18 protein-coding genes and 1 tRNA gene are annotated in these 24389 nt (G+C 61.3%); 4 read left to right on the plus strand and 15 right to left on the minus strand.

Translation table 11 applies throughout. The features are described 5' to 3' along the window. Positions 1-292 precede the first annotated feature (292 nt). On the minus strand, positions 293-2212 hold the full coding sequence (dibA, locus tag JN524_RS23630; protein WP_202370898.1) for a phosphodiesterase DibA: 1920 nt from the start codon (positions 2210-2212) through the stop codon (positions 293-295). 147 nt (positions 2213-2359) lie between these two features. On the opposite strand from dibA, the gene desA reads away from it, so the two are divergent. Beyond that, positions 2360-3544, plus strand: coding sequence for a delta-9 fatty acid desaturase DesA (gene desA, locus JN524_RS23635; RefSeq protein WP_027611144.1), 1185 nt, complete (start codon positions 2360-2362; stop codon positions 3542-3544). 247 nt (positions 3545-3791) lie between these two features. After that, the gene (locus JN524_RS23640; RefSeq protein ID WP_202370899.1) at positions 3792-4781 is read left to right on the plus strand and encodes a GGDEF domain-containing protein; all 990 of its coding nucleotides are present in this window, start codon (positions 3792-3794) and stop codon (positions 4779-4781) included. Between the two features lie 130 nt (positions 4782-4911). On the opposite strand, the gene JN524_RS23645 is transcribed toward JN524_RS23640, so the two are convergent. The 3 genes from JN524_RS23645 to gabD form a co-directional block, all read right to left on the minus strand. Then, positions 4912-6123 (minus strand): response regulator, encoded by a 1212-nt coding sequence (locus tag JN524_RS23645; protein ID WP_202370900.1) that lies wholly within the window; start codon positions 6121-6123, stop codon positions 4912-4914. A gap of 141 nt (positions 6124-6264) precedes the next feature. Next, on the minus strand, positions 6265-7542 hold the full coding sequence (gene gabT, locus JN524_RS23650; RefSeq protein ID WP_003220503.1) for a 4-aminobutyrate--2-oxoglutarate transaminase: 1278 nt from the start codon (positions 7540-7542) through the stop codon (positions 6265-6267). Positions 7543-7728: 186 nt separating this feature from the next. After that, positions 7729-9171 carry an NADP-dependent succinate-semialdehyde dehydrogenase gene (gabD, locus tag JN524_RS23655; RefSeq protein WP_202370901.1) on the minus strand — a complete coding sequence of 481 codons (1443 nt, stop codon included), beginning with the start codon at positions 9169-9171 and terminating at the stop codon, positions 7729-7731. A gap of 442 nt (positions 9172-9613) precedes the next feature. Between gabD and JN524_RS23660 the strand changes: the two genes are divergently transcribed. After that, positions 9614-9690 (plus strand) — tRNA-Arg (locus JN524_RS23660). Positions 9691-9766: 76 nt separating this feature from the next. Here JN524_RS23660 and JN524_RS23665 read toward each other — a convergent pair. From JN524_RS23665 to JN524_RS23685, 5 genes are all read right to left on the minus strand, one after another. Continuing rightward, complete coding sequence (locus JN524_RS23665; protein WP_202370902.1) at positions 9767-9997, minus strand: hypothetical protein; 231 nt, start codon at positions 9995-9997, stop codon at positions 9767-9769. Between the two features lie 56 nt (positions 9998-10053). Beyond that, on the minus strand, positions 10054-10653 hold the full coding sequence (locus JN524_RS23670) for a hypothetical protein (protein ID WP_202370903.1): 600 nt from the start codon (positions 10651-10653) through the stop codon (positions 10054-10056). Then, positions 10650-11231: an RNA polymerase sigma factor gene (locus JN524_RS23675; protein WP_237403154.1), complete on the minus strand. Its 582-nt coding sequence runs from the start codon at positions 11229-11231 to the stop codon at positions 10650-10652. Before JN524_RS23675 ends, JN524_RS23670 begins: the two co-directional genes overlap by 4 nt. Positions 11232-11260: 29 nt before the next feature. Next, the gene (locus JN524_RS23680) at positions 11261-12946 is read right to left on the minus strand and encodes a vWA domain-containing protein (protein WP_202370905.1); all 1686 of its coding nucleotides are present in this window, start codon (positions 12944-12946) and stop codon (positions 11261-11263) included. Between the two features lie 89 nt (positions 12947-13035). Next, complete coding sequence (locus JN524_RS23685) at positions 13036-13596, minus strand: YbhB/YbcL family Raf kinase inhibitor-like protein (RefSeq protein WP_027611137.1); 561 nt, start codon at positions 13594-13596, stop codon at positions 13036-13038. Positions 13597-13735: 139 nt separating this feature from the next. On the opposite strand from JN524_RS23685, the gene JN524_RS23690 reads away from it, so the two are divergent. Further along, positions 13736-15259, plus strand: a complete 1524-nt coding sequence (locus JN524_RS23690) for an FAD-dependent oxidoreductase (protein WP_202370906.1) — start codon at positions 13736-13738, stop codon at positions 15257-15259. Between the two features lie 103 nt (positions 15260-15362). On the opposite strand, the gene pgaD is transcribed toward JN524_RS23690, so the two are convergent. The 6 genes from pgaD to JN524_RS23720 form a co-directional block, all read right to left on the minus strand. After that, positions 15363-15896 carry a poly-beta-1,6-N-acetyl-D-glucosamine biosynthesis protein PgaD gene (gene pgaD, locus JN524_RS23695; protein ID WP_202370907.1) on the minus strand — a complete coding sequence of 178 codons (534 nt, stop codon included), beginning with the start codon at positions 15894-15896 and terminating at the stop codon, positions 15363-15365. Next, complete coding sequence (gene pgaC / locus JN524_RS23700; protein WP_007961454.1) at positions 15893-17248, minus strand: poly-beta-1,6-N-acetyl-D-glucosamine synthase; 1356 nt, start codon at positions 17246-17248, stop codon at positions 15893-15895. The genes pgaD and pgaC overlap by 4 nt, the downstream gene beginning before the upstream one ends. Position 17249: 1 nt before the next feature. Further along, the gene (gene pgaB, locus JN524_RS23705) at positions 17250-19247 is read right to left on the minus strand and encodes a poly-beta-1,6-N-acetyl-D-glucosamine N-deacetylase PgaB (RefSeq protein WP_202370908.1); all 1998 of its coding nucleotides are present in this window, start codon (positions 19245-19247) and stop codon (positions 17250-17252) included. Positions 19248-19259: 12 nt separating this feature from the next. Then, a complete protein-coding gene (gene pgaA / locus JN524_RS23710) occupies positions 19260-21743 on the minus strand; it encodes a poly-beta-1,6 N-acetyl-D-glucosamine export porin PgaA (protein ID WP_202370909.1) in 2484 nt (827 codons plus the stop codon). 248 nt (positions 21744-21991) lie between these two features. After that, the gene (locus JN524_RS23715; RefSeq protein WP_202370910.1) at positions 21992-23497 is read right to left on the minus strand and encodes a YdgA family protein; all 1506 of its coding nucleotides are present in this window, start codon (positions 23495-23497) and stop codon (positions 21992-21994) included. Positions 23498-23744: 247 nt separating this feature from the next. After that, positions 23745-24380 (minus strand): NADH:ubiquinone oxidoreductase subunit N, encoded by a 636-nt coding sequence (locus JN524_RS23720; protein WP_202370911.1) that lies wholly within the window; start codon positions 24378-24380, stop codon positions 23745-23747. Between the last annotated feature and the right edge of the window lie 9 nt (positions 24381-24389).

Below are 24389 nucleotides of genomic sequence, written 5' to 3' on the forward strand. Positions count from 1 at the left end.
ATGGGATATGCCTGGCAGTGGGCGGCACTGCGTTCGGCGTGGGAGCAATATAAGAGAGGCGCAGATATTCTTAAAAAGACTATTTAAGAATGTTTATATAACTAGAAAACATTATCTGACGGGGCAAGGGTTTGCGCAGTGTTCAACGAGTTTGAAGCCTGTATGAAACCTTGTGGTGAGGGGATTCATCCCCGATGGACTGCGTAGCAGTCCCTGTTTTTTAGGGCCGCTGCGCGACCCATTGAGGATGAATCCCCTCACCACAGGTTTTGTGTCAGCCATAACAGGACTGCTAACCGATAACAGGTGCTTTGGTCCAATCAATCTCCCCCGCCGGCACCGGCCGCCCAAACCAGTAGCCTTGCCCCAGATCGCATTCCTGCTCCAGCAGAAATGCCGCCTGCTCGGCCTGCTCAATGCCTTCGGCATGCACCTGCATGCCCATGCTGCGTGCCAGGGCGACGATCACCCGAACGATGGCTGCGTCATCCTCGTCCCACGGCAGACCGGCGACAAAACCCTGATCGATCTTGAGCTTCTGCACCGGCAAGCGCTTGAGCCGCAACAACGACGAGTACCCGGTGCCAAAGTCATCGATGGCCAGGCGAATGCCCAATTCACGCAAGCGATGCATCTGCTCCAGCGCCACTTCCGGGTCATCCATCACCGCGCTTTCGGTGACCTCCAGCTCCAGATACGCCGGATCCAGCCCGGTCTCGTGCAGCACCTGCGCCACCTGCTGATACAGCTCACGCCGGGCAAACAAGCGCGACGACACGTTCACCGCAACAAACGACAACGCAATCCCGGCCTGCTGCCACTGGCACATCTGCAAACACGCCTGACGCATCACCCAGGCGTCGATTTCGGCGATCAGCCCGGTGCGTTCGGCAATCGGAATGAATTCCGCCGGCGACACCAGCCCCCGCTGCGGATGCTGCCAGCGCACCAGCGCTTCGACGCCGATCAGGCGACTGCTGCGCAAATCGTGAACCGGTTGGTAATAGACCCGCAGCTCCTGCTGCTCCAGCGCGCGGCGTAGCTCGAAGGCGATTTCAACCCGTTGTTGCGCATGCGCGGTCAGCTCTTCGGTGTACAACGCGTAACCATTGCGCCCGCTGCTCTTGGCCTTGAACAGCGCGGCGTCGGCGTTGCGCAGCAATTGATCGGCACTCAGTGCGTCGCTGGGGAACAGGCTGATACCGATACTGGCGTTGATGAACAGCTGATGCCGCTCGATGCCGAACGGTTCCTTCAGCGCATCGAGAATGCGTTGGGCCAGCGCCGCCGCCTGAACCAGTTGTGGACAACTCTCCGCCAGCACCGCGAATTCGTCACCGCCGAGCCGCGCCAGAGTGATCCCGGGACCGAACAATTCCTGCAGGCGCGCCGATACTGCTTTGAGCAGGCGATCGCCGACGTTGTGCCCGAGGCTGTCGTTGATCATTTTGAAGTGATCCAGATCGATCATCAGCAGGGCGCAGCCACGCTTGTGGATCTGCGCCGAGGCCAGCGCCTGCTCGGCGCGGTCGCTGAACAACAGGCGATTGGGCAGGTCGGTCAGCGGGTCGTGGTGGGCAAGGTGCTTGAGTTCGTGTTCGGAGTCCTTGATCGCACTGATGTCGGAAAATACCGCCACGTAGTGACTGAGGCGGCCCTGATCATCGTGAATCACGCGGATGGTCTGCCACTGTGGATAAATCTCGCCGCTCTTGCGTCGGTTCCAGATCTCCCCGCTCCATTCGCCCTCGCTCTCCAGCGTGGCGAACATCGCCTGGTAAAAGCCCGGCGGATGGTGGCCGGACTTGAACAGGCTTGGCTGATGGCCGAGAACTTCGTCGTACTGGTAGCCGGTGATTTCCATGAACGCACGGTTGACGTGCACGATCAGGCCCTGATGATTGGTGACCAGCACCCCTTCGCGGGTGCAATCGAACACCGCTGCCGCCTGACGCAAGCGTTCACGGTCAGACTGACGCTCGCGTAGCCGCGCACCAATGCCGAGAAATTCGCACAATCTGGCCCGTGCCAGGAAAATCAGGCCAGCGCTGACGGCAGCCCAGACGTAACCGTTGATCAGTTGCCATCGCTGCAGATCGACAGACTCATCAAAGAAACTGTTCAATAAGTAACCAGTTCCCTGCAGCCAGACCACAGCAAGCAACAGGTAGAGCAGCGCTGCACGCAAGGCATCGCGGTAAGTGGCAGGCATTCGGCTGTCCATGTCCCTACAAAAAAGGTTGGAATTATAGGTCAAGAAACATCCAGCGACTCTTATCTGAAAGGGCGACTGGTTTTATCTGTGTGCTTGGTGATAATGCAACGGCTGTTTTTATCTTTATCGAGGGCCCTATAGCCTATGTGGTACGAAGGTTTTCTTGGCTTGTCGGCCTGGTCTCTGGTCGCGGTCACCCTGCTGATGACCCACGTGACAATTGTCGCCGTCACGGTCTATCTGCACCGTTACTCGGCCCATCGCTCGCTCGAGCTGAATGCCGGCCTGAAACACTTTTTCCGTTTCTGGCTGTGGCTGACCACGGCGCAGAACACCCGCGAGTGGACTGCCATCCACCGCAAACACCACGCCAAATGTGAAACCGAAGATGACCCGCACAGCCCGGTCATCAAGGGTCTGTCCACCGTGCTGCGCAAAGGCGCCGAGCTGTATCGCGCCGAAGCCGAGAACCCGGAGACCCTGCGCATCTACGGCAAGAACTGCCCCGAAGACTGGATCGAACGCAACCTCTACAGCCGCTACCCGTTGCTGGGCGTGGCGATCATGGGCGTCATCGACCTGCTGCTGTTCGGCACCATCGGCATCACCATCTGGGCGATCCAGATGATGTGGATCCCGGTCTGGGCTGCCGGCGTGGTCAACGGTCTGGGGCACGCCATCGGCTACCGCAACTTCGAATGCCGCGACGCGGCGACCAATCTCGTGCCGTGGGGCATCCTGATCGGCGGCGAAGAACTGCACAACAACCATCACACCTACCCCAACTCGGCCAAGCTGTCGGTGAAGAAGTGGGAGTTCGACCTCGGCTGGGCGTGGATCAAGGTCTTCAGCTTCTTCGGTCTGGCCAAGGTGCAGCGTGTGGCACCGATTGCCCACCGCGTCGAAGGCAAGGGCCATCTGGACATGGATACCGCCATGGCGATCCTCAACAACCGCTTCCAGATCATGGCCCAGTACCGCAAATTGGTGATCGGCCCGCTGGTCAAGCAGGAGCTGGACAAGGTCGATCATTCGGTACGTCATCAATTCCATCGGGCCAAGCGCCTGCTGTCGCGGGAAACCAGCCTGCTGGAAGACCGTCATCACTTGCGCATCCAGAACATGCTCGAGCACAGCCAGGCGCTGAAGGTCATTTACGAAAAACGCCTGGCCCTGCAACAGATCTGGGTCAAGACCAGCGCCAATGGCCACGACATGCTCGCCGCCATCAAGGAATGGGTGCACGAGGCTGAAGCCAGCGGCATCCAGTCCCTGCGTGAATTCGCCGACCAGCTGAAAACCTACTCGCTGCGCCCCGCCGCAGCCTGACCGCCATGAACGAATCCCCTGTGGCGAGGGGATTCATCCCCGATCGGTAGCGCAGCTACCGCAAATTTGTCGACGCGTTCTCATTGCTGAAACGCGTCATCTCTACCGCCCGGCGGGAGCAGGCTCCCTCTCTACAAAAGCGCGGAACTTAGCACCGAAAGCCCTATCTCAAAGACACTTCGCCACCCCGGCGGGCTGTACTGTGGCCGTTGTCGAAATTGCGGCACACCATTTGAGAAATGTGCCGATGGTCAACAACAATCAAAAAGACTCATCCCTTGCGCAGTGGCCCGAGGCCGCGCAAACCCTGATGGCGCTGATGCACGCTCAAGGCGAAGTCGCCCGGCTGAGCGAGCGCGAACAACTGTTCAGTTCATTGCTGGTGAGCGTCAACGCGGTGCTCTGGGCGTTCAATTGGGAAACCCGTCAGGTGCTGTATGTCAGCCCTGCCTACGAGCGGATTTTCGGTCGCTCCGCAGGCCTGTTGCTGGCCGACTACAACCAGTGGCGCGACAGCATCTACCCCGACGACCTCGACTATGCCGAACGCAGCCTTGCCGAAGTGCTGCACAAGGGCGCGGTGGAAGACCGCGAGTATCGGATCATCGCCGCCGACGGTCAGGTCCGCTGGCTCAGCGACAAGTGCTTCATCAACCGTCAGGACGAACCCGGACAACCGGTGATCATCGTCGGCATCGCCGAAGACATCACCGACAAGAAGCACATGGAAACCGAGCTGCATCGCCTGGCGACCACCGACGTACTGACCCAGAGCAGCAACCGCCGACACTTCTTCGAATGCGCCAACCGCGAGTTCGAAGAGGCACGCCTGCAAGGTGCACCACTGGCCTTCCTGCTGCTGGACATCGATGATTTCAAGCTGATCAACGACAGCTACGGCCACCCGGCGGGTGACAACGTGCTGCAACGGATTGCCGAATGCGGGCGCGCCTCGTTACGCCGGGGTGATTTGTTCGGACGTATCGGCGGCGAAGAATTCGCCGCCGTGTTCCCCGGTTGCGCACCGGACATGGCGCTGCAAGTGGCCGAGCGGCTGCAGCAGGAGATTCAGCGGTTGAGCTTCAATGTCGACGGCCAGACTTTCGGCATCACCGTCAGCCAGGGATTGACCAGCCTCAAGGATCAAGACGAAGGCCTCGACAGCCTGTTCTCCCGGGCGGATGCGGCGATGTATGAGGCCAAGCGTCAGGGCAAGAACCGGATTATCTCAAGCTGAAATCCATCGTCCGATTCACTTCCCCTGTAGGGGCTGCGGCACGCTGCGATCTTTTGATTTTGTTTTAAAAGACAAGATCAAAAGATCGCAGCGTGCCGCAGCTCCTACAGGGGGATTCTCGTGAATCCGGTTATTTGCGCATCCGCGTCAGTTCCGGCAGCCCGATCTTCAGCAGCCGCGCCGTACGACTCTTCGCCAGCTCTTCAACGCCCTCATGCTCGGTCAGACGGGCCATCTGCGCCGCCATGTTCATCACCAGCGCTTCCCGGGAATAGACCCCGCCACCGAGCTGATAGACCGACGCAATCAACTCGCGCAGCTCCAGCGGCAGGCGCCAGCGTGTACGCAGCGCCGAACCGTAGGCCGCGCCAAACTCCGCCAGCGCGTCACCGACTTCCTCCCACTCATCCAGCTCGCCACCGGCCTGTTTCCACTCCTGCAAACAACGCAGCAACGCCAGGTCACCGAGACGATGCAGCATGCCCGCGCAGTAGCAGCGCTCCTGATCCAGATCGAGCAGGCGCGCCAGGGTGCGGGCGTATTCCGCCGTGTGCAGCGACAGCCCCCAATAGCGCTCGGCGTAATCCGCCAGGCACGGGTCACTGAGTCTGGCGCTGCGTTTGAGCGCCAGGCCGAGGATCAGGTTCATGCTCTGCCCGGTGCCGAGGCGATGCAGCGCCTGCCCCAGGGTCTGCACCGCCACACCATGATGCTGCGCCGCACTGTTGGCGGCGGCGATCAGCACGGCGGTGATCTGCGGATCGGTGCGGATCTCTTCTTCCAGCAGCTTCAGATCGAGGCCATTGGGATTGAGGCTGCGCTTCACCGCCACCTGCACATCGGTCATCAAGGGTGCGCCATCGGCCTGCTCGCGGCGTCGCTCGAGGAACACCGACAAGGTCATGCCCGGCGCCAGCGTCGGCACTTCGCAGAACACCTCTTCACCCGCGTTCAGCAGCAAACCCTGCAGCCGCTCGGTCAGGCTTTCCATGTTCAACGGTTTGGTCAGGTAGGCCGTCGGGGCCAAGGGTATGGCTTCGCGCACGCTGGCGCTGTCGTTACGACTGCTCATCAGAATGAACGGCAGCGGCGGATTGCGTTTGCGCTGGCGCACGCTGCGCAGCACGCTCAGACCGTCGATGCCCGGCAACTCCCAATCGACAATGGCCAGGTCATACGGCACTTCGCTAAGCAACGACAGCGCTTGCTGGCCGTCGGCACACAGATCCAGTCGCGCATCGCAGCGCACATTGAGCAGCACTTGTTTGAGCAGGTCACGAGACCATGGGTCAGCCTCGGCAATCAGCACTCGGGGTACGGCGGGTAAATCAACGGCAGTCATGCGCGCTCTCCCTTGCAATGCCTGAACCTTAGCCAATGCTGGCCTTTCGATACAGCGCAAAAGCGCCTGATGTGTTTCAAGGGGCGTAAAAAAACCCGCCGAAGCGGGTTTTTTGTCGAACGGATCACACAGCTCCGGGGCTTACAGCTCCGAGAAGCACTCTTCGATGATCGCCAGACCTTTGTCCAGTTGCTCGTCCGGCGAGGTCAGCGGTACGAGAACGCGCAGCACGTTGCCGTAGGTGCCGCAGGACAGCAGGATCAGGCCCTTGTCGCGCGCCTTGGCCACGACAGCCGCAACGGCGGTCGGGTTTGGCTTGTGGCTGTCGCCGTTTTCGAACAGCTCGACCGCGATCATCGCGCCCAGCGCACGCACTTCACCGATCACCGGGTACTTGGCCTGGATGGCCTTCAGACCGGTTACCAGACGCTCGCCGACAGCCTTGCAGCGATCCAGCAGTTGCTCTTCTTCGAACACTTCCATCACGGCCAGCGCCGCAGCGCAAGCGATCGGGCTACCGGCGTAGGTGCCACCGAGGCCGCCTGGAGCGATGGCGTCCATGTATTCGGCCTTGCCGCAGACACCGGCGAGCGGGAAGCCGCCAGCGATGGATTTGGCGAAGGTGGTCAGGTCGGCGGCAACGCCCATCTGTTCCATGGCGAAGAAGGTGCCGGTACGGCCAGCGCCAGTCTGCACTTCGTCAGCGATCAGCAGGATGCCGTGCTGGTCGCACAGGGCGCGCAGACGCTTCATGAATTCTTTCGGCGCGACGTAGAAACCACCCTCACCCTGCACAGGCTCGATGATGATCGCGGCGATGTCTTTCGGCTCGGCGTCGTTCTTGAAGATGCGTTCGATGGACGCGATCGAATCGTCGATGCTCACACCGTGCAGTTCGTTCGGGTACAGCGCGCGGAAGATGCCGCCTGGCATCAGGCCCATGCCGGCCGAGTAAGGCACGACTTTACCGGTCAAGCCCAGGGTCATCATGGTGCGACCGTGGTAAGCGCCGGTGAAGGCGATCACGCCAGCGCGGCCAGTGGCGGCACGGGCGATTTTCACGGCGTTTTCCACGGCTTCGGAACCGGTGGTCACCAGCAGGGTTTTCTTGGCGAAATCACCTGGCACCTTGGCGTTGATCTTTTCGCACAGCTCAACGTACGGCTCGTAGGCCAGCACCTGGAAGCAGGTGTGGGTCAGCTTGTTCAGCTGTTCGGTCACGGCGGCGATGATTTTCGGGTGCACGTGGCCGGTGTTCAGCACAGCGATGCCGCCGGCGAAGTCGATGAATTCACGACCTTCAACGTCAGTCACGGTAGCGTTCTTCGCCGATTCAGCGAAGATCGGGTGAATCTGGCCAACACCACGTGGAACAGCTGCGGTACGACGGGCCATCAGTTCAGCGTTAGTCTTGCTCATTACAGTCCTCATTCACCGCTCATCGGGCGGCGTGGTTCAAGGATTAAGCGGGAGGAATCGGCGGTGGCAGCATGCGATGATCGACTGCCACGGCGTTCCCGGCCGCAGAGAAAATTCCGGTTTGAAACGACGCAAAGGGACAGCGCTCTCGTGCCCTTTGCGTTTACAGCGATCTTCTACCGAGGCTTAGATGCCAAGGCAGAGGTATTTGATTTCCAGGTAATCTTCGATGCCGTACTTGGAGCCTTCACGGCCCAGGCCCGAGGCCTTGATGCCGCCAAACGGCGCGACTTCGTTGGAGATCAGCCCGGTGTTGACGCCGACCATGCCATATTCCAGCGCTTCCGCCACGCGGAACACACGACCGAGGTCACGAGCGTAGAAGTACGACGCCAGACCGAACTCGGTGTCGTTGGACATCGCGATCACTTCGGCTTCGTCTTTGAAGCGGAACAGCGGCGCCAGCGGGCCGAAGGTTTCTTCCTTGGCCACCGCCGCGTCGTTCGGCACGTTGGTCAGGATGGTCGGCTCGAAGAAGTTGCCTTCCATCGGCTTGCCACCGGCCAGCACGGTGGCGCCTTTGGCCACGGCGTCAGCGATGTGCTCTTGCACCTTGGCCACGGCTTTCTCGTCGATCAGCGGGCCCGTGGTGGTGCCCTCTTCCAGACCGTTGCCGATCTTCAGCTTGGCGACGGCCACTTTCAGCTTCTCGGCGAACGCGTCGTAGACCGAATCCTGAATGTACAGACGGTTGGCGCAGACGCAGGTCTGGCCGTTGTTGCGGTATTTGGAAATGATCGCGCCTTCGACGGCCTTATCCAGGTCCGCGTCGTCGAACACGATGAACGGCGCGTTGCCACCCAGTTCCAGCGAGACTTTCTTGATGTCCTTGGCGCATTCCGACATCAGCTGACGGCCGATTTCGGTCGAGCCGGTGAAGGACAGCTTGCGCACGATCGGGTTGCTGGTCAGCTCGCTGCCGATGTCGCCGGCGCTGCCGGAGACCACACTGAACACGCCTTTAGGGATGCCGGCGCGTTGCGCCAGTTCGGCCAGAGCGAAGGCGGAGAATGGGGTTTGCGACGCCGGCTTGAGCACCATGGTGCAACCGGCAGCCAGCGCAGGGCCGGCTTTACGGGTGATCATCGCCGCCGGGAAGTTCCACGGGGTGATCGCTGCGGTCACGCCGATCGGCTGCTTGATCACGATCAGGCGCTTGTCAGGCTGGTGGCCCGGAATCACGTCGCCGTAGATACGCTTGGCTTCTTCGGCGAACCACTCGATGAACGAAGCGGCGTAAACGATTTCGCCCTTGGCTTCGGCCAGCGGCTTGCCTTGCTCGAGGGTCATCAGGCGCGCGAGGTCGTCCTGGTTCTCGATCATCAGTTCGAACCAGCGACGCAGCTTGCCTGCACGCTCCTTGGCGGTCAGTGCACGCCAGGCCGGCAGCGCTTTGTCAGCGGCTTCGATGGCACGGCGGGTTTCGGCGGCGCCCATTTTCGGCACGGTACCGAGGATTTCGCCGGTGGCCGGGTTGTTGACCTTGATCGTCTGACCGTTGTCCGCATCGACCCAAGCGCCATCAATGAATGCTTGCTGGCGGAACAACTGGGTATCTTTAAGCTGCATGTCGGCTTTCCTTAACAGCACCGCGGCCTGCGCGGAGCAAATTATGATTGTAGAAAGGCGCCTCGCAAGGCTGCCGTCAGGGAAATCATCTACCGGGTGAGGCGCAGTGATCGTGCGTTATTCTCAGCATCTGCGCATCCACACCCCGTCAAAGAGCGTTTGAAATCTCAAACGGATCGTAGGAGCAAAGGGGGTAAAGGACAATAGGTCGTTCGAAAAAAAGAACAAAAACCCAGCGTTTGCTGGTTTTTTCAGATCAACGAGCAAAAAGCCCCGGCCGCAGCCAAACCATAGATCAGCCAGGAAAAAGCGCCAAGCGAGGGTTTTGCAGGACGTTACAGCTTTAAGGAATGCAGCGATTCACACCGACACGCGCACTGACAAAACCCGCCAAAACCCGGCATGGACGCCCCGAGCCGACCTAGGTATGATGTCGCCCGCTGCACCAGTAGCTCAGCTGGATAGAGTACTGCCCTCCGAAGGCAGGGGTCGTGGGTTCGAATCCCGCCTGGTGCGCCATGAATTGAAACGAGAAAGCCCCGGACTGTGATGGTCCGGGGCTTTTTTGTGGGCGCAGTGTTTCATGCGACGACGGTCACTCCGTCGTCCAGTCAAACTCGTCGTAATCGTCGTCTTCCTCTTCTTCCCCAGCCTCCTCAAAAACCTCGCCCTCTTCCACGACGTCTTCTTCCGACTGGTTCAGCAGAAACTCCTTGCGCGCCTCGGTAATCGCGCGCCGCATCGCCTCGCCCTTCTGCGGGCAGTTGAGGAGTTGGGCGATGCGGTCGATTTTTGCTGCCACTTTGTTCTCCAGCGCTTCAGCCATGGCCCGATAGTGCGCGTTTTTGCCGGGCAATGCCAAATGGCTGGGTGAACAAGCGGTCAGTTCTGGCGGATTTTTTCGAGGCGCAGGTCGAGGTCCACGCCGGGGTAGCGTTTGTGCAGGTTGTTGTACAGCGCGTCTGCGGCTTGCGACTGGCCGGAGTCGCGCAGGCGCAGAACTTCGTGCAGTTGCGCGTCGAGGCCGTTGGCCGGGGCGGCGGCGCGTTTGCTGAGTTTGGCTTCGTCAGTGGTAATTACGTCGCTTTGCATCGGCTCGGCCATTTCCATCATCGGTGCCGGCGAGGACATGGCCGCAGCGGGTGGAGCGGGCAGTGATTGCGCTTCGGGGGCTTGTTTGCGCGCCAGTGGTGCAGCCGGTTTGGCCGCCGGGGCGAAGTCGAATTGCGCTTGCGGCTCGGGTGCACGTTGCACCAGCGACAACATCAGTGCCACACCGACCACGCTGGCGAAGGCGACCTGCCAACGCGGTTTCTGACAGGCCCGCAGCCAGCGTTGCCACAGGCCTGGCTTGGGCACCGGGGTTTCGCGGTGAGCAGCATTGAGGATGAACGCATCAAGGTGCGCCGGCGGTTCAACGTTGTGCTGTTCGCGCACATGTTTGATCACAGGATCTTCGGGTGTCTGGCGGGCGTCAGTCATGTCAGTACCTCCTCGGCCAGCAGCCGACGCAGTTTTTGCTGGGCGTAGCGCAAGCGGCTCTTGACGGTTTCCAGCGGTGTTTCGGTGAGGCTGGCGATTTGCGCCAGGTCGAGGTCGCCGTGGGCGCGCAGCAGGAACACTTCGCGCTGATCGGCAGGCAAGGTTTGCAGAGCGCTTGCCAGGCGCTGGTTGTCGCGGCTGAGGTTCAGTAATTGTTCGGGATCATTGGTCTCGTCGCCAATCGAATGCAGCTGTTCGTCGTAGCTGTCGTGCAGCGGCTGATGCACGCCGTATTTGCGCCAGTGATCGATCAGCCGATTGCGCGCAATCTGGAACAGCCATGTACGAAACGTCGCCCGCCCCTGTGGCTGACTGGTGCTGCGGATCAGGCTCAGCCAGGTGTCCTGAAAGACTTCGTCGGCCAGTTCCGGTTTGCCGCTCAATCCGAGCAAAAACCGATACAAACCCTGACGATGACGGGCGTAGAGGATCTCGAACGCCGCGCCGTCGCCCTCGCGATAACGCGCCAGCAGCGTTTCATCGCTGCTGGCGGTCGGGCTGTCTGGCGCAGCAAACAGTTGACTGATGAAGCCTTTCAATCGGCTCACTATTCAATCCGTCGCTCAGTGGGCAGCGTATTCGATGCGGTTGAGGTGCGCAGGCTTTGCGCCAGTTCCACCAGTTGCACGAACTCGTTGCGCAGACCGAAACGGTCATCGCCACGAGCGCCACGGGCCAGGGTTTCGGTATCCTTGAGGCTGAAGTCGCCGGTGTAGCGAGCGTCCTTGAGCTGCTGGGAAAACGCCGCCACTGCCGCCGCGAAACGCAGGTCCTCACTGGCCGGTGCGAGCTGATCGGCAATCGGCCGCTCGATCAGCAGACTTTTCCCACCTTCGGGCTGTTGATAACGCACACGCAGCATCGCCAATTCTCCATCCTTCGCAGCAACCACCTTCTCCGATTTACCGTAGCGCAGCGGTTCCAGCCAGCCCTTCTCACCTGTCGGAACAATTTCATACAGCGCGGTCACCGTGTGTCCTGCGCCGACTTCACCGGCATCGACTTTGTCATTGCTGAAATCCTCACGCTTCAAGGCGCGGTTTTCGTAGCCAAGCAGGCGATATTCACTGACCTGCGCCGGGTTGAATTCCACCTGCAATTTGACGTTTTTTGCCACCACCGCCAGGGTCGAACCGAGTTGATCCACCAGCACTTTGCGCGCCTCGCGCAGGTTGTCGATGTAGGCGTAGTTGCCGTCACCGGCGTCGGCCAGCTGCTCCATCAAGTGTTCATTGTAGTTATCCACACCGAAACCCAGGGTGGTCAGGGAAATCCCGGTTTTGCGTTTATCCACAGCCATTTGTTTGAGGCTGTCGAAGTCACTGATACCGACGTTGAAGTCACCGTCAGTGGCCAACAGGATGCGGTTGATACCTTTGGGGATGAACGCCTGCTGGGCCATTTGATAGGCCAGTTCGATGCCCGACGCACCAGCGGTTGAACCGCCGGCGGTCAATTGCTCGATGGCTGTGCGAATTTTGGCTTTCTCGTGTCCGGACGTTGGCTCCAGCACCACACGGGATTCGCCGGCATACACCACCAGCGACACCCGATCCTGTTCGCGCAACTGATCGACCAGCAGTTTCAATGTGCTTTTGACCAGTGGCAGCCCTTCGCGGCGATCCATCGAGCCGGACACATCCACCAGAAACACCAGATTCGCCGGGGCCAGCTCCGCCACAGCCCGGTCAGAGGCCTTGATGCCGATGCGCAGCAGGCGGGTGTGCGGATTCCACGGGGTGGCGGCCAGTTCGGTGGTTACTCCGAAGGGCGAACCATCGGTCGGCAGCGCATAGTTGTAGGGAAAATAATTGACCAACTCTTCCAGCCGCACCGCGCCTTCCGGCGGCAGGCGTCCCTGATTGAGCAAACGCCGGACATTGGCGTAGGCGCCGGTATCGACGTCGGCGCTGAAGGTCGAGACCGGAGCCTCGGCCACGCTGTGAATAGAATTGTCGGCCAGCGCCTGATATTGCTCGCGCTGCTCGTCGCGATAGCCTTGTGGATAACTTTCCGAAGCCGGCATCGCCGCGAAACTGGCAATCGGCGCCGGACGCGCACTGCGCTTGGCCAGCGCACTGTCGGTAACGAGCGCCTCATGCTGAATCGACGCCTGTGGCTGGGCCGGCGCCGGGACGGCAGCCGATTCGGGATTAGAGGACACGCCGCAACCGGCGACGGTCAACAACACACCGACGGCAACGGGTCGCAAAAAAGGCAGGGAGCGGGACATGGGGGCTGACCTCGGGATGAAAGTGATTCATTCATCCACTGAGACGGGCAGCCCTTTCAGATCGGGTTAAACCCCGCCAAAAAAAATTTTTAGCGGTGATAACGCCGCACCACGCTGCTGTTACGCAGTACGTGGCCTTTGATCTTGTCCATCAGCTCGGCGCGGGTCAGGCCGGCGGGCAAGGCGTCCGGGGCCAGATCGAGGGCGTAGATCTGAATGATGTAGTGGTGGGCGCTGTCGCCGACCGGTGGGCACGGCCCGATGTAATGGGTGGTGCCTTTACTGTTGGTGCCGCCCACGCCTTCAAGACTGGATTTGGCGCCGACGCCGGCCGGGATCTGCCGGGTGGTGGCCTTGATGCCGTAGTGAATCCAGTGATCGACGCCAGCACCTTTCTGACCGTCCGGGTCGTGCATGACGATCGCGTAGCTCAGGGTGCCGGCAGGGCCCGCATTCCAGGCCAGCGCCGGCGACTGGTTCTTGCCACCGCAACCGGCCGCATCGCTCGCGGCGGCCGAGGTGAACAGGCGGTTGTCCGAGACACCGGGGATGTCGAGGGTAAAGCGCTCGGCCGCCTGCGCCGGAAACTGCACGCAAAGGGCGACGGCGACGGCCGCCAGCCAAGGGTTGAGAGAGGTCAATCGGGTCATTCCGGGAGTACCTTGTGCAGTTGGGCCTTCGTCGGCCTGCAAACTATAGCTGTACCGTTCGTAGCTTGGCAGTGGCAATTGGCTGAACCTCGCACTGCGGCGCAAACTCGTAAGAGAAATGCCTGTCAGGAGCACGAACATGAGCCTGCACCGTGTCGCCCGTGTCGCCGATGTCCCCGAAGACCGTGGCCTGCAAGTCGAAATCGGCGAGCGCAAGATTGTCCTGCTCCACGCCAATGGCCAACTGCGTGCATTTCAGGGCGAATGCCCACACGCTGGCGCGCCATTGGCTGACGGCGCGTTGTGCAACGGACGCCTGATCTGCCCGTGGCACAAAGCCGCGTTTCGCGTCGAAGACGGCGCGTTGTGCGAGCCACCGGCCCTCGACAGCCTCAAGCGTTATCCGCTGGAGTTACGCGGTGATGAGGTCTGGGTCGATGATCAACCGCTGCCGGATGCGCACACGCCTCCGGCTGATGATCCGCGCACCTTTGTGATTGTCGGCGCAGGAGCAGCGGGCACGGCATGTGCGGCGGCTCTGCGGGAGAAAGGTTTCGGCGGCCGGATCGTCATGCTCGACCGCGAAGCGGACGCCGGTTACGACCGCACGGTGCTGAGCAAATTCGTCCTCGCCGGCGAGATGTCGGCGCAGGAAACCCCGCCGCTGCGCGATGAAAGCTTTTATAAGGAGCAGCGCATCGAACGCCGGCAAGGCGAAATTTCGGCCCTCGACGCAACAACGAAAACCCTGCATTTGAAGGATGGCCAGACCCTTGGTTACGACGCCGCGGTACTCGCCACCGGCGGCGAGCCCAATCCGCTGCAACTACCCGGCGCCGACCTGCCGCAGGTGTTCGTCCTGCGCTCGAAAGCCCAGGCCGAACAGATCATGCGCACCGCCAACCCCGAACAGCGGGCGCTGATCATCGGCGACAGCTTTATCGCCCTCGAATGCGCCTCGGCCCTGCGTCAGTTCGGCCTCGACGTCACGGTCATCGCCCGCCACGCCATCCCGTTTGCCGCGCAATTTGGCGAAGCGGTGGGCAAGGCGATCCGTGCGCTCCACGAACAACACGGGGTGAAATTCATCACCGATCACGAAGCCCGGGAAATCACCGGTGATGGCAAAGTCGAGGCGGTGCTGCTGGACAACGGTTTGCGCGTTTCGGCGGATCTGGTGCTGGCGGGGGTTGGTGTGCATCCGGCCACAGAAGCGTTCGCTTCGCTGCCAAGGGAGAAAGACCAGTCACTGCGCGTCGATGCTGGTCTGCGGGTCTGCGAAGGTCTATGGGCGATTGGCGATATCGCCACGTTCACCCTGAGCGGCCAGCCGCAACGCATCGAACATTGGCGCCTGGCCCAGCAGCACGCGCGCATCGCTGCCGCCAACATGCTGGGTGCCGATGAACATTATCTGGATGTGCCGTTTTTCTGGACCTGGCACTTCGGCAGGAACTACGACTACCTTGGCCATGCCAGTCAGTGGGATGAAATCGAGTTCGAGGGCGAGCCCGAGCATCCGCCCTTCATCGGCCTGTTCGGCCACAACGGCGTGGTGGTTGCCGCTGTGGCATGCGAGGAGGAGCGGGCCATGGCGATGCTGGCCGAGCGGATGAAACAGCCGCTGACGATGGAAGACGCGTGGGAACTGATTCGCTGCTGAATGCTGAACAATGTAGGAGCTGCCGAAGGCTGCGATCTTTTGATCTTTAAAATCAAGATCAAAAGATCGCAGCCTTCGGCAGCTCCTACAGGGGAGTCGTTGTTCAGGTGGGGCGATTCACCGGGTCGCGATTGTCATCATCCTCGGCGTGCAGAAAGATCACCCGCGGATGTTCAAGCGGCGCCAGCGGTGGCGGCAGCTCCGCTGGCTCCAGCGGACGGAAATTCAGCACCACATGGCTGATATCACCTTCCTGATCGTTGTGGATGGTCATCACCCCGGGTGTGCGCAGCTTCTCCAGGCGGTCATCGCACAGGCGGAAGCTCTTGCTCAGCCCTTCATCATCGACCACCGGTGCCGGCAAGCGACGCTGGGCGAAACTTCTGCTTTTGCGCTGCTGATAACGCGCCCAACCAATCAGGATCACTGCGTTGACCAGCGCCACCCACAGGTAGATCTGCAACGTACCCAGGGCCTCGAACGCCGAGTTGTCGATGCGTGGCCCACCGGCGTGGGTCTCGATCAACGGCCACAGTCCGCGAATCAGCAGAAACAGCAGGCCGACCCAGGCCAGCACGGTGAGGACCACATCGACCACCACCAGGAAGGGCCGCTGCCGGGTCCGGATGATTTTCATTTGATGACCTCCTCTTCGTCGTCGCCGACCGGTTTGATACCCCGGTCAGGGCTGACCCAACGCGCACGCTTCTGGTGTTGACCAAACAGCACTTTGGGGAAACTGACCAATGTGGTGAGCAGGCTGACCAGCCAGAACGCGATCGGATACCAGACCACCCAGAACATGGTTCGGCCCAGACCCGGTTCATAGCGCCGGTCGATGATGATGCTGACCGCGAACTGCACCAGGCAGACGAACGCCAGCAACAGGCCGGTGAACGCTGGCGGCATCAGGTGATGCACGGCAATCGATTCCGGCATGACCACGAACTTGCCGACGCCCCAGAAGATCACCGACAGCAGGAAGGTGAAGGCCCACCCGGTCGACAGGCAGTATTCGAACAGCAGCGGCCACAGGTAACGATGGCGGTACTGCCAGATGCCGCGAATGTTCTTGAACAGCACCTCGGCACCGCCTTGGGCCCAGCGCAGGCGCTGCTTCCACAGACCGCGCAGGGTTTCCGGCATCAGGATCCAGCACAGCGCGCGCGGCTCGTAGAAGATGCTCCAGTGATCGAGTTGCAGCTTCCAGCTGATGTCGATGTCTTCGGTGATCATGTCCGGGCTCCAGTAGCCGACCCGGTTCAACGCGGTACGACGGAACGCGACGATCACCCCGGACACGGTGAAGATCCGCCCGAACACCCGTTGCGTACGCTTGATCAGACCGATGATCGACGAGAACTCGCCGACCTGCACCCGCCCGACCAAGGTCGAACGTGTGCGGATGCGCGGGTTGCCGGTCACTGCGCCAAGCCGCGCGTTGTCGAGCATCGGCGCCACCAGATAGGCCGCCGTGTTCGGCGCCAGCAGCGCGTCACCGTCGATGCACACCAGATATTCGCTGCGCGCAGCGATGGCGCCCATGCGCAGGGCCACGGCCTTGCCCTGGTTTTCCGCCAGATGCAGCACCCGCAGGCGTGGGTCTTCCTGGGCGAGCCGGTCGAGCACTTCGGCGGTGTTGTCCTTGGAGCCGTCGTTGATCGCGATGACTTCGATGTTCGGGTAGTGCTGGGCCAGCGCCGCGTGAATCGTGTCGGCAGCGTTTTCGCCTTCGTTGTAGCAAGGGATCAGGATCGAGATCAGCGGCTCGCCTTCCAGTGGCGGCGGCAAAGTGTCGTCCTTCCATGGCCAGTGGCGTTCCCAGTGCAGCCAGAAATACAGGCCGCCGGCAATCCACAGCCCGGACATGAACAACGGGTAGAAGAACACGAAGTCCATCAGGAATTGCCCGGTGACCAGGAAGATCAACCCCAGCGGCACGCCGAGGACGAGCGCCAGAACAAGCAGGGCTAACAGTCTATCCAGCATGTCATGGGTTCCATTTGTTGGAGAGCGCAGGCCTTACGGTTTTCAGGTCCGGCAGATTGTCGAGGAAGTTGTCCGGGTAGTAACCGAAACTGGTCGCACCCTGACGCTTGAGCCGGCCCATCCAGTCGGCCAATTGGGCGCCGTCGATGTCGGCCTGATCCTTTTTCGTCCAGTCGCGGGCCTGCAGTTCGAAGACTGTGCGATCCAGTGCACCGGGGCGCTGTTTGATCTTCGCCACCAGTTCTTCAAGCCACGGGCCGGATTGCGCCTGGGTCTGTTTTTCCATCAGTGGCATGGCCATCGGCGCCGTCCAGTCGTAGGTCACGAGGAAGTCGTCGAGGTTCTGCGCAAACCAGGCTTCGCTCTCAGGATTGAGCACTGGCTCGGCGAAGATGTTGCGTGCGGTCAGCACTTGCGGGCCACGGATCGCACGTACCTTGGCGGTCAGCTCATTGGTGAAGTCGATCAGGTATTGGCTCTTGAACCGCGTCCAGCGCTGCATGGCTGCCGGATCATCCCGAAGCGCCGCAATGGACCCCGGCAAGCCATGCGCGGCATAAGCCTTCAGGGCCTCGGGGCTGGCGTCTTCGAAGTCCGAGAGCACCGCGTCGTCGTGATAAAGAATGCCGTCGACCGAGGTCAGACGCGCCACGTCTTCGTAGATTTCACCGATGATCCGCCGTACTTGCGGATCGAATGGCGACAGGCGTTGATACTGGCCCGGATCGACCGAGGTGCTGCCGGTCTTCGGATCCCAGCGCGTGACACGCGGCAGCTTCGAATCGAGGCCAAAACTCAGGACCGGCATCCAGGCGAACACTTTCACGTGCGCCCGAGTGCGCAGTTGCCAGGCGACACGGTCAAAGATGTCGGCGCGCACCGGCAGGTGACGGTTAGGGAAGTACAGCGAGTGCACCAGTCCGTCGCCCTTCGGATCGGCGAAGGCCTGCAGGAACACGGTGTTGGCGCCCATGTCGGCCATGCGCTGGATCAGCTTGCCGAGGTTGATTTCCTGCTGCGCCGGATCCGGGTCGTAAACGTTATCCAGATCGACATGCACCACGCGCATGGCGAAGTCCGACTGCACGCCGACGATGCTGTTGGCGAAATGCTCGCCGTCAGGATCGGAGGCCACCAGGAAACGCGGGCTGCTCATCAGGTTGTCGAGAGCGTCGAGACCGTCGTCCAGGGTCAGGGCCATTTCGTAGCCCTGCTCGCCGACCACGGTCAGCGAAGTGCCGTCCGCCGTGCCGTAGGGCCAGACCCAGATGCGCGGTTTCTTGCCGGTGACCTTGCGGATCTTTTCCGAAATGGTCGCGACGTCATTGCGGATTCGGGCGCGGAAATCCTCTTCGGACTCATAGCCTTTGGTGACTGGATCGTAGCGGCGGGTGGCCGCCGCCGGCTGCATGTTGCCCTGCGGGTTGGCGAGGATGCCTTTGTGGCTGGCGTCGGTGTGCGCGGCGATTTCCACCAGCCCCGACTGCGAGATTTCCCGCACCTGATCCCAGGTCAGGAAGTCGGAGCGTGCGCGGGGGGCGCCGGCAAAATCCACCGGTTGATTGAGCGGCGTGTCGATCCAGGTGCCGACCGGCGCCAGCAAGGCGTGCCAGTTGTAGGCGCGCAGCACCGGTAGCACGCGGGTATAGAAGCTTGAGTAACCGTCGTCGAAACTGAGCAGGATCGCTTTGGCCGGCAGTTCCGGGCCGCCCTTGCGCGCGGCCATGATCTGGTCGACGGTGACCGGCTTGTAGCCGTTCTCGCGCAGCCAGGCCAACTGTTCGATCATGCGCTCGGTGCGCACGGCCACCACGGCCTGATCAGGGTCACGGTCTTCGACGTCGTGATAGGCGATGCCCAGCACGTGGTTTTTCGGCCAGGGTTTTTCATTGGCCGCCAGCGGACGTTGCGACGGCGGCGCGAAGGCCGGGGCTTGCTGGGCGCAGGCGCTGACCAGCAGCACTCCCAGCAGAAGGATGAAACGCGTCATCAAAGGCATCTTCAAACTCTTCTAGAAGCGGAAAGTGAGGTCGACGAGCAGACGCAGATCGGTCTCCCGATCACCGTCGTAGGGCCGGTTGATCACACTGAACAAACCGCCCACCTCGAACACGTCGTTCCAGGCATAACGCTGGCCATAACCGAGCATCGCCATGCCGCCGGTGCCGTGGTCACGCTGGCTGTAGGTACCCGCACCGGCCTGGAATTGCTGGCTCCAGGAGGTTTCGTAGCGGTGGTAGAGCACATGGTTGACGTTGACCGTCGGCATGACGCTGAAGTCCGACTTCGGGTTGAAGTACGGCACATCCTCGGAATTGGAGTTGTGGCTGGTGCCGACCTCCAGACCGGCATCGACCTGTACGTTCGGCGCGCTGTAGACGCCCTCGCGCCCGGTGAGCAAGGCCTCGACGCGGTTGTTGCCATCACTGAAGTGCGACGGGCTGACCGACAGCCGCCACTCGCGACTCTCATTGGCGCGCCAGCGGATGAACGCGTTGCCGCCGTTGGCCTTGATGTCGCTGTTGAGCGCACGCAATGGCGTCTCGGCCGACAGGTAGGCGAAGCTGCCGCCGTACTGCCAGTTGTCGTTGATGTCGCGGGCAATCGCGATACGCGCGCCCTGCTTGGCGCCGTAACCGTAATCGTGGTTGGAAACTTCAGCTTCCAGGCTCATGTCGCGGGTACGCCGTTCCAGGCCAACACGCTGAAAGCGGTCGGTACCGGTGCCTTCGGCGAAGTCGCCGGTGGCATAACCGGCGCCGACGAACACCCGCCAGTCCTCATCGATCGGCGGACTGTACAGGGTGCTCTGGATGCCGAAATCGCGGCTGCCACTGACCGCGCCCGCACCACCGCTGCCGCCACCTCCATTGGCTTTGCCGCCGTAGGCTTCGACACGCAGTTCGGACATGTCGTGCACTTCGCGCTCGCGGGCCGCGCGCTGCACCTGACGGTTGTCGGGGAAACGCTCGACCACGTCATCGGTCAGCGCATCCATTTGCCGCCATTCCTGCAGGCTCATCGCGGTGCGCGCCTGAGCCAGTTCCAGGCCCATGTCGCGCGGGGCCATGCTTTCGGTTTCCTTGAGCTGGTTTTCAGCGCGGCGTGGCCACTGTCGGGCCAGGTACAGATCGGCCTGGGCCAGACGCAAACCGAGGTTGCCCGGTGCTTGATCGACCAAGGTCTGCAGGCGTTCCTCGCCGTGCGGCAGGTCGGAGCCGTAGGTGCCGGCCTGCGCCGCGAGCTGCTGGGCGTCCATCCATTCGTCGTTGGGGTTGCCGATCGGCAAGCCCTTGAGTTCGACTCGCGGTTTCTGGGTCTTGGCCAGATCCTCGGCGACTTTGCGCGCTTCATCAGCGCGGTCGCTTTCCAGCAGCGAGTAGTACAACGCAGTGGTGTCTTCGAGACGATCACCGACATCGGCATCCGGTGCCGACAGCACCTGGCGATACAGGTCAGTGGAGACTTCCGGCTGGCGCTGATCCAGATACGACGCCGCCACCCAGCGCAAGGCGTAGGTCGGAATCTTCACGCCTTCGCTTTGCAGCTTCTGATATTCATTGATCACGTCTGCGGTGCGCGCCCGCGCCTTGAGTGCGCCCATGCGGTCGATGCGCCAGCGAATCACGTCATCGTGGGCACTGGCGTCCGGGGTCCAGGTGGCGAGCAATTTGTCGTAATCGGCCAACGCGCGGTCAGCGATCACATAGCGTTCTTTTTCGCTGCGGGTGGCGAGTTCGGCCAGACGCACGCGTTCGGCAGCCAGATCACCTTCGAGGCGGCGCAGGGTGACCGGGTCGATCAGCCCCGGACGTTGATTGGCCAGGCGCAGCGCCGGTTCCGGCAGCCGCGCCTTTTGCAGGGCGACCACGTATTCACGGGCGACTTCCGGCTTGCTGCCGGCACGCATGAACGCCTGATCGTATTCGAATAGTGCGTCGTACTGCTTGCCGGCGCGGGTCAGGGCATAGCCCAGTGCGAGGCGGCGCGAGGGATCGTCGGGTTTGGCGGCAACCAGAGCCTTGGCGCGGGTCACGGCTTCGTCGGGTTTGCCCGCGTCAGCCTGAGTCAGCGCCAGCCCCAGTTGCAGGTCAGCGTTGTCCGGCTCCAGCGCCAGGGCCTTGTTGTAGACCTGGGTCGCCTGCTCCCAACGCTTGAGGTTGCGATAGGCGCGCGCGGTGGCGGTCAGTGCCTGCACCGGCAGCACCCGGTCACGGCCCTGGGTCTCATAGACCTGCACCACCTCGGCATCGAGGCCTGCCCAGCTGGCGATTTGCAGGTGATCGCTGATCTGGCCGGTGGTCGATTGCCCCGGTGGCACCTGGCGCAGCACGTTCAGCGCAGGCGTGGTCTGCCCGGCACGGGCATCACGCACCATCTGATCATAGGGCGTATCGGCAAACGCCAGTGCCGGCCAGAGCAACTGGCTGCACAGCGCAACGCGAAACAACGGGCGTAAACCACGATGTAAAACAGGAACATCTATACGCGGCATTCGTCAGCATCCTTACATGGCCAGCCGGGTCGCAATGCCCCCCTTGCCCATTCGTAACGGAGACCGAGTCAAAAGAGACCCAGCCAAGCTTAGTCAGGCAGTCTTGCATGCAAGCGTAGTCGAATATCCAGAACGCAATAATTGTTCAGAATCGTGCCGCCGGTTCAGTTCAAAACCCGAACGCCAGACAGCAAAACGCCCGGCGTCCGCGAATCCAGAGGCCGGGCGTTGTTATTTAGAGCGCAGGATTACTGCACTTGCGTGACGCCAGCGAACTTGCTCATCAAGAAGCCGACGAACTGCTCGACGGTCATCTTCTGGCCGTTGAACTCCACCTGATTGGCGGCGTAATGCAGCTTGGTCACGACGTTGGTGCCATCGACGGTCGCCAACTGCGAACCGACGGCCATGCCGGAGAACATGTCGGCACCGGCGCTGGCCTGGTCGACGATGGCTTTGGCGTCGGTCTGGCCGTCAAGCTGCGCCTGCACGCTAAGCAGATCGATCAGCATCGGCTTGGACACCTGAATGTTCAGGTCCAGCAGCGCGACCAACTGTTTACCCAGTTGATCCGGCGGCAGATCCATCGACTGTGGCTTGGTCAGATCAATCACCAGGCTGGCGCGGCTTTCACCGTTGGCGGTTTTCAGCGACAGGTTTTCCAGCGCGATCTGTGGACTGGCGGCCAGCAGTTTCTGCAGGTCAGCCTTGACCTGTGCCGACTCGGCTTCGGTCAGGTTCAGTTCCGGTGCCGGCAGGCCGGCTTCGGCAGCGGCCGCCGCTTCCTTCTCGTACGGCTGCAATTTGGTCTGGTAGATCTGCATCAGCGACATCGTCGACGGGATGTCGAGGTTCTTCAGACTCATGGCCATGTTGGCCGAACCGATTTTCTTGTCGTTGAGGGTGACTTCACCCACCTTGTAATCAGCGCGGCCCGAAGCATTGCTGCCGCTCTCTTCGGTGAGGTTCTTCATTTCGAAGTTCTTCACGCCGAGTACCGACTGCTTGGCACCGAAGGTGGTTTTGCTGTTGGTCAGCTCCAGGGTGTTTTCCCCGGTGTAGTAGCCGTAGCTGCTCTTGGTGAGGTTGCTGGCCAGGGTCAGACCGTTGAGTTCGACCTGCACCGGCGCCTGATCCTGCGACACGGTGACCAGTTTCAGGTTGTCCATGTAGCCGTCAGCCTTGACCTTCTGCGCCTGGGCACTGGCGGAGATGTTCATGGTCAGGCCGGAGAATTTCAGGCTCGACTGCTCGTCCAGCGCGGTTTCCAGCGGCAGCAACTCGAGGCTGCTGGTGGTGGATTCGTCGTAGCCGATGTTGGTCACGCCCTTGAGCGGCGCGGCGCCCTTGGTGGCGGCAAACCATTTTTCGGTGGCCGGGCTCTTTTCCAGCTCGTAATTGCTGGTGGCCATGACCGGCAGCCACTTCAGCGATACCAGGCGCGAGAACGGCAGTGGGCCGTGCTCGATGTGGTCGACGAACAGCAACTCGACCGGCTGGTCGCCGAACATCTCGCCCTCGCCCTTGAGGCGGTAGTGCGCGGTGCTGGTGAAAGTGTGACGCTCCAGCGACACCAGCTCCAGCGACGCGGTGCCATTGGAGCCGGCCATCGCGGTCTGCAGCTCTTTGTTGGCGTTGCTGACGGCGTTGTTCAGTACGCCTTCAATCTTGGTCCCGGTGTACCAGGCCCCGCCGGCGCTGATCGCACCGATGGCAACAACAATCCCGAGAAGCACGCCTGCTGATTTATTCATGAATGACCTGATCAATGTCCGTGGCTGTAAGTGTGGTCGTCTTCCCTGAACCCGTGACCGGGTCGCGGCTCGACTCCGCTGAAATTAGCGGTGGAGATTAGCACTGGCAGCGCGAGGCGGCCCAATGTTTAAAGGTTAAAGAGTGTCTATGGACACGCGCAAAAGCAAAAAGATCGCAGCCTTCGGCAGCTCCTACACAGGAATGCGTTTCCTGTAGGAGCTGCCGAAGGCTGCGATCTTTTGCTTTTCAGGAATACTGAACCTCGATCTCATCCAGCTGATGATCAAAGCTCTTCAACCGCGCCGTCCAGGTATACACCAGCACTTCAAAATCCCGATCGATCACCGCCCCGCCCGGCCCGTCAGCGCGCGGGTCGCAGAAATCCAGCTGATAGCGCTCACGCGCCATGGCCGTGGCGACATCCGACAGTTCGCGGGCATTGTTGAGCCAGTGCCAGCCTTCATCGGCAATCTGCTTGTCGAGTGCCAGGCACTGTTTTTTCAGGGCTTCGAGGCTTTTTTCCAGCGGCGTGCCGGTGAGTTCGCCCATGACTTCGGCGAAGGTACGTCCCGGTTGCCAGTAACTGCCCCAGAAGTAGCGGTCGAATACGGTTTCGACCCGGCGCAGGGCGACTTTGGTGTCCCAGATCAGCACTAGGGTCTTGCCTTGTTCAAGTTGTCTTTTCTTGACTCGCTGCACCTGGATCGACGCCCAGGCCACGACGACAATTGCCATCACCGCGATCAACGCCGTGGCGCTGTCGAGGAAGACCATGGCCTTGTCGATCTGATGGGCCAGCATGATGCCGTAGAAATAGGTGGCCGACAGCAGCACCAGCGCTACCAGGGCGCACCAGAAGCCGAGAGCGTAAGGGTTTTTCATTATTGGTTT

The sequence above is a fragment of the Pseudomonas sp. MWU318 genome (assembly GCF_016756945.1).
GTDB lineage: Bacteria > Pseudomonadota > Gammaproteobacteria > Pseudomonadales > Pseudomonadaceae > Aquipseudomonas > Aquipseudomonas putida_A.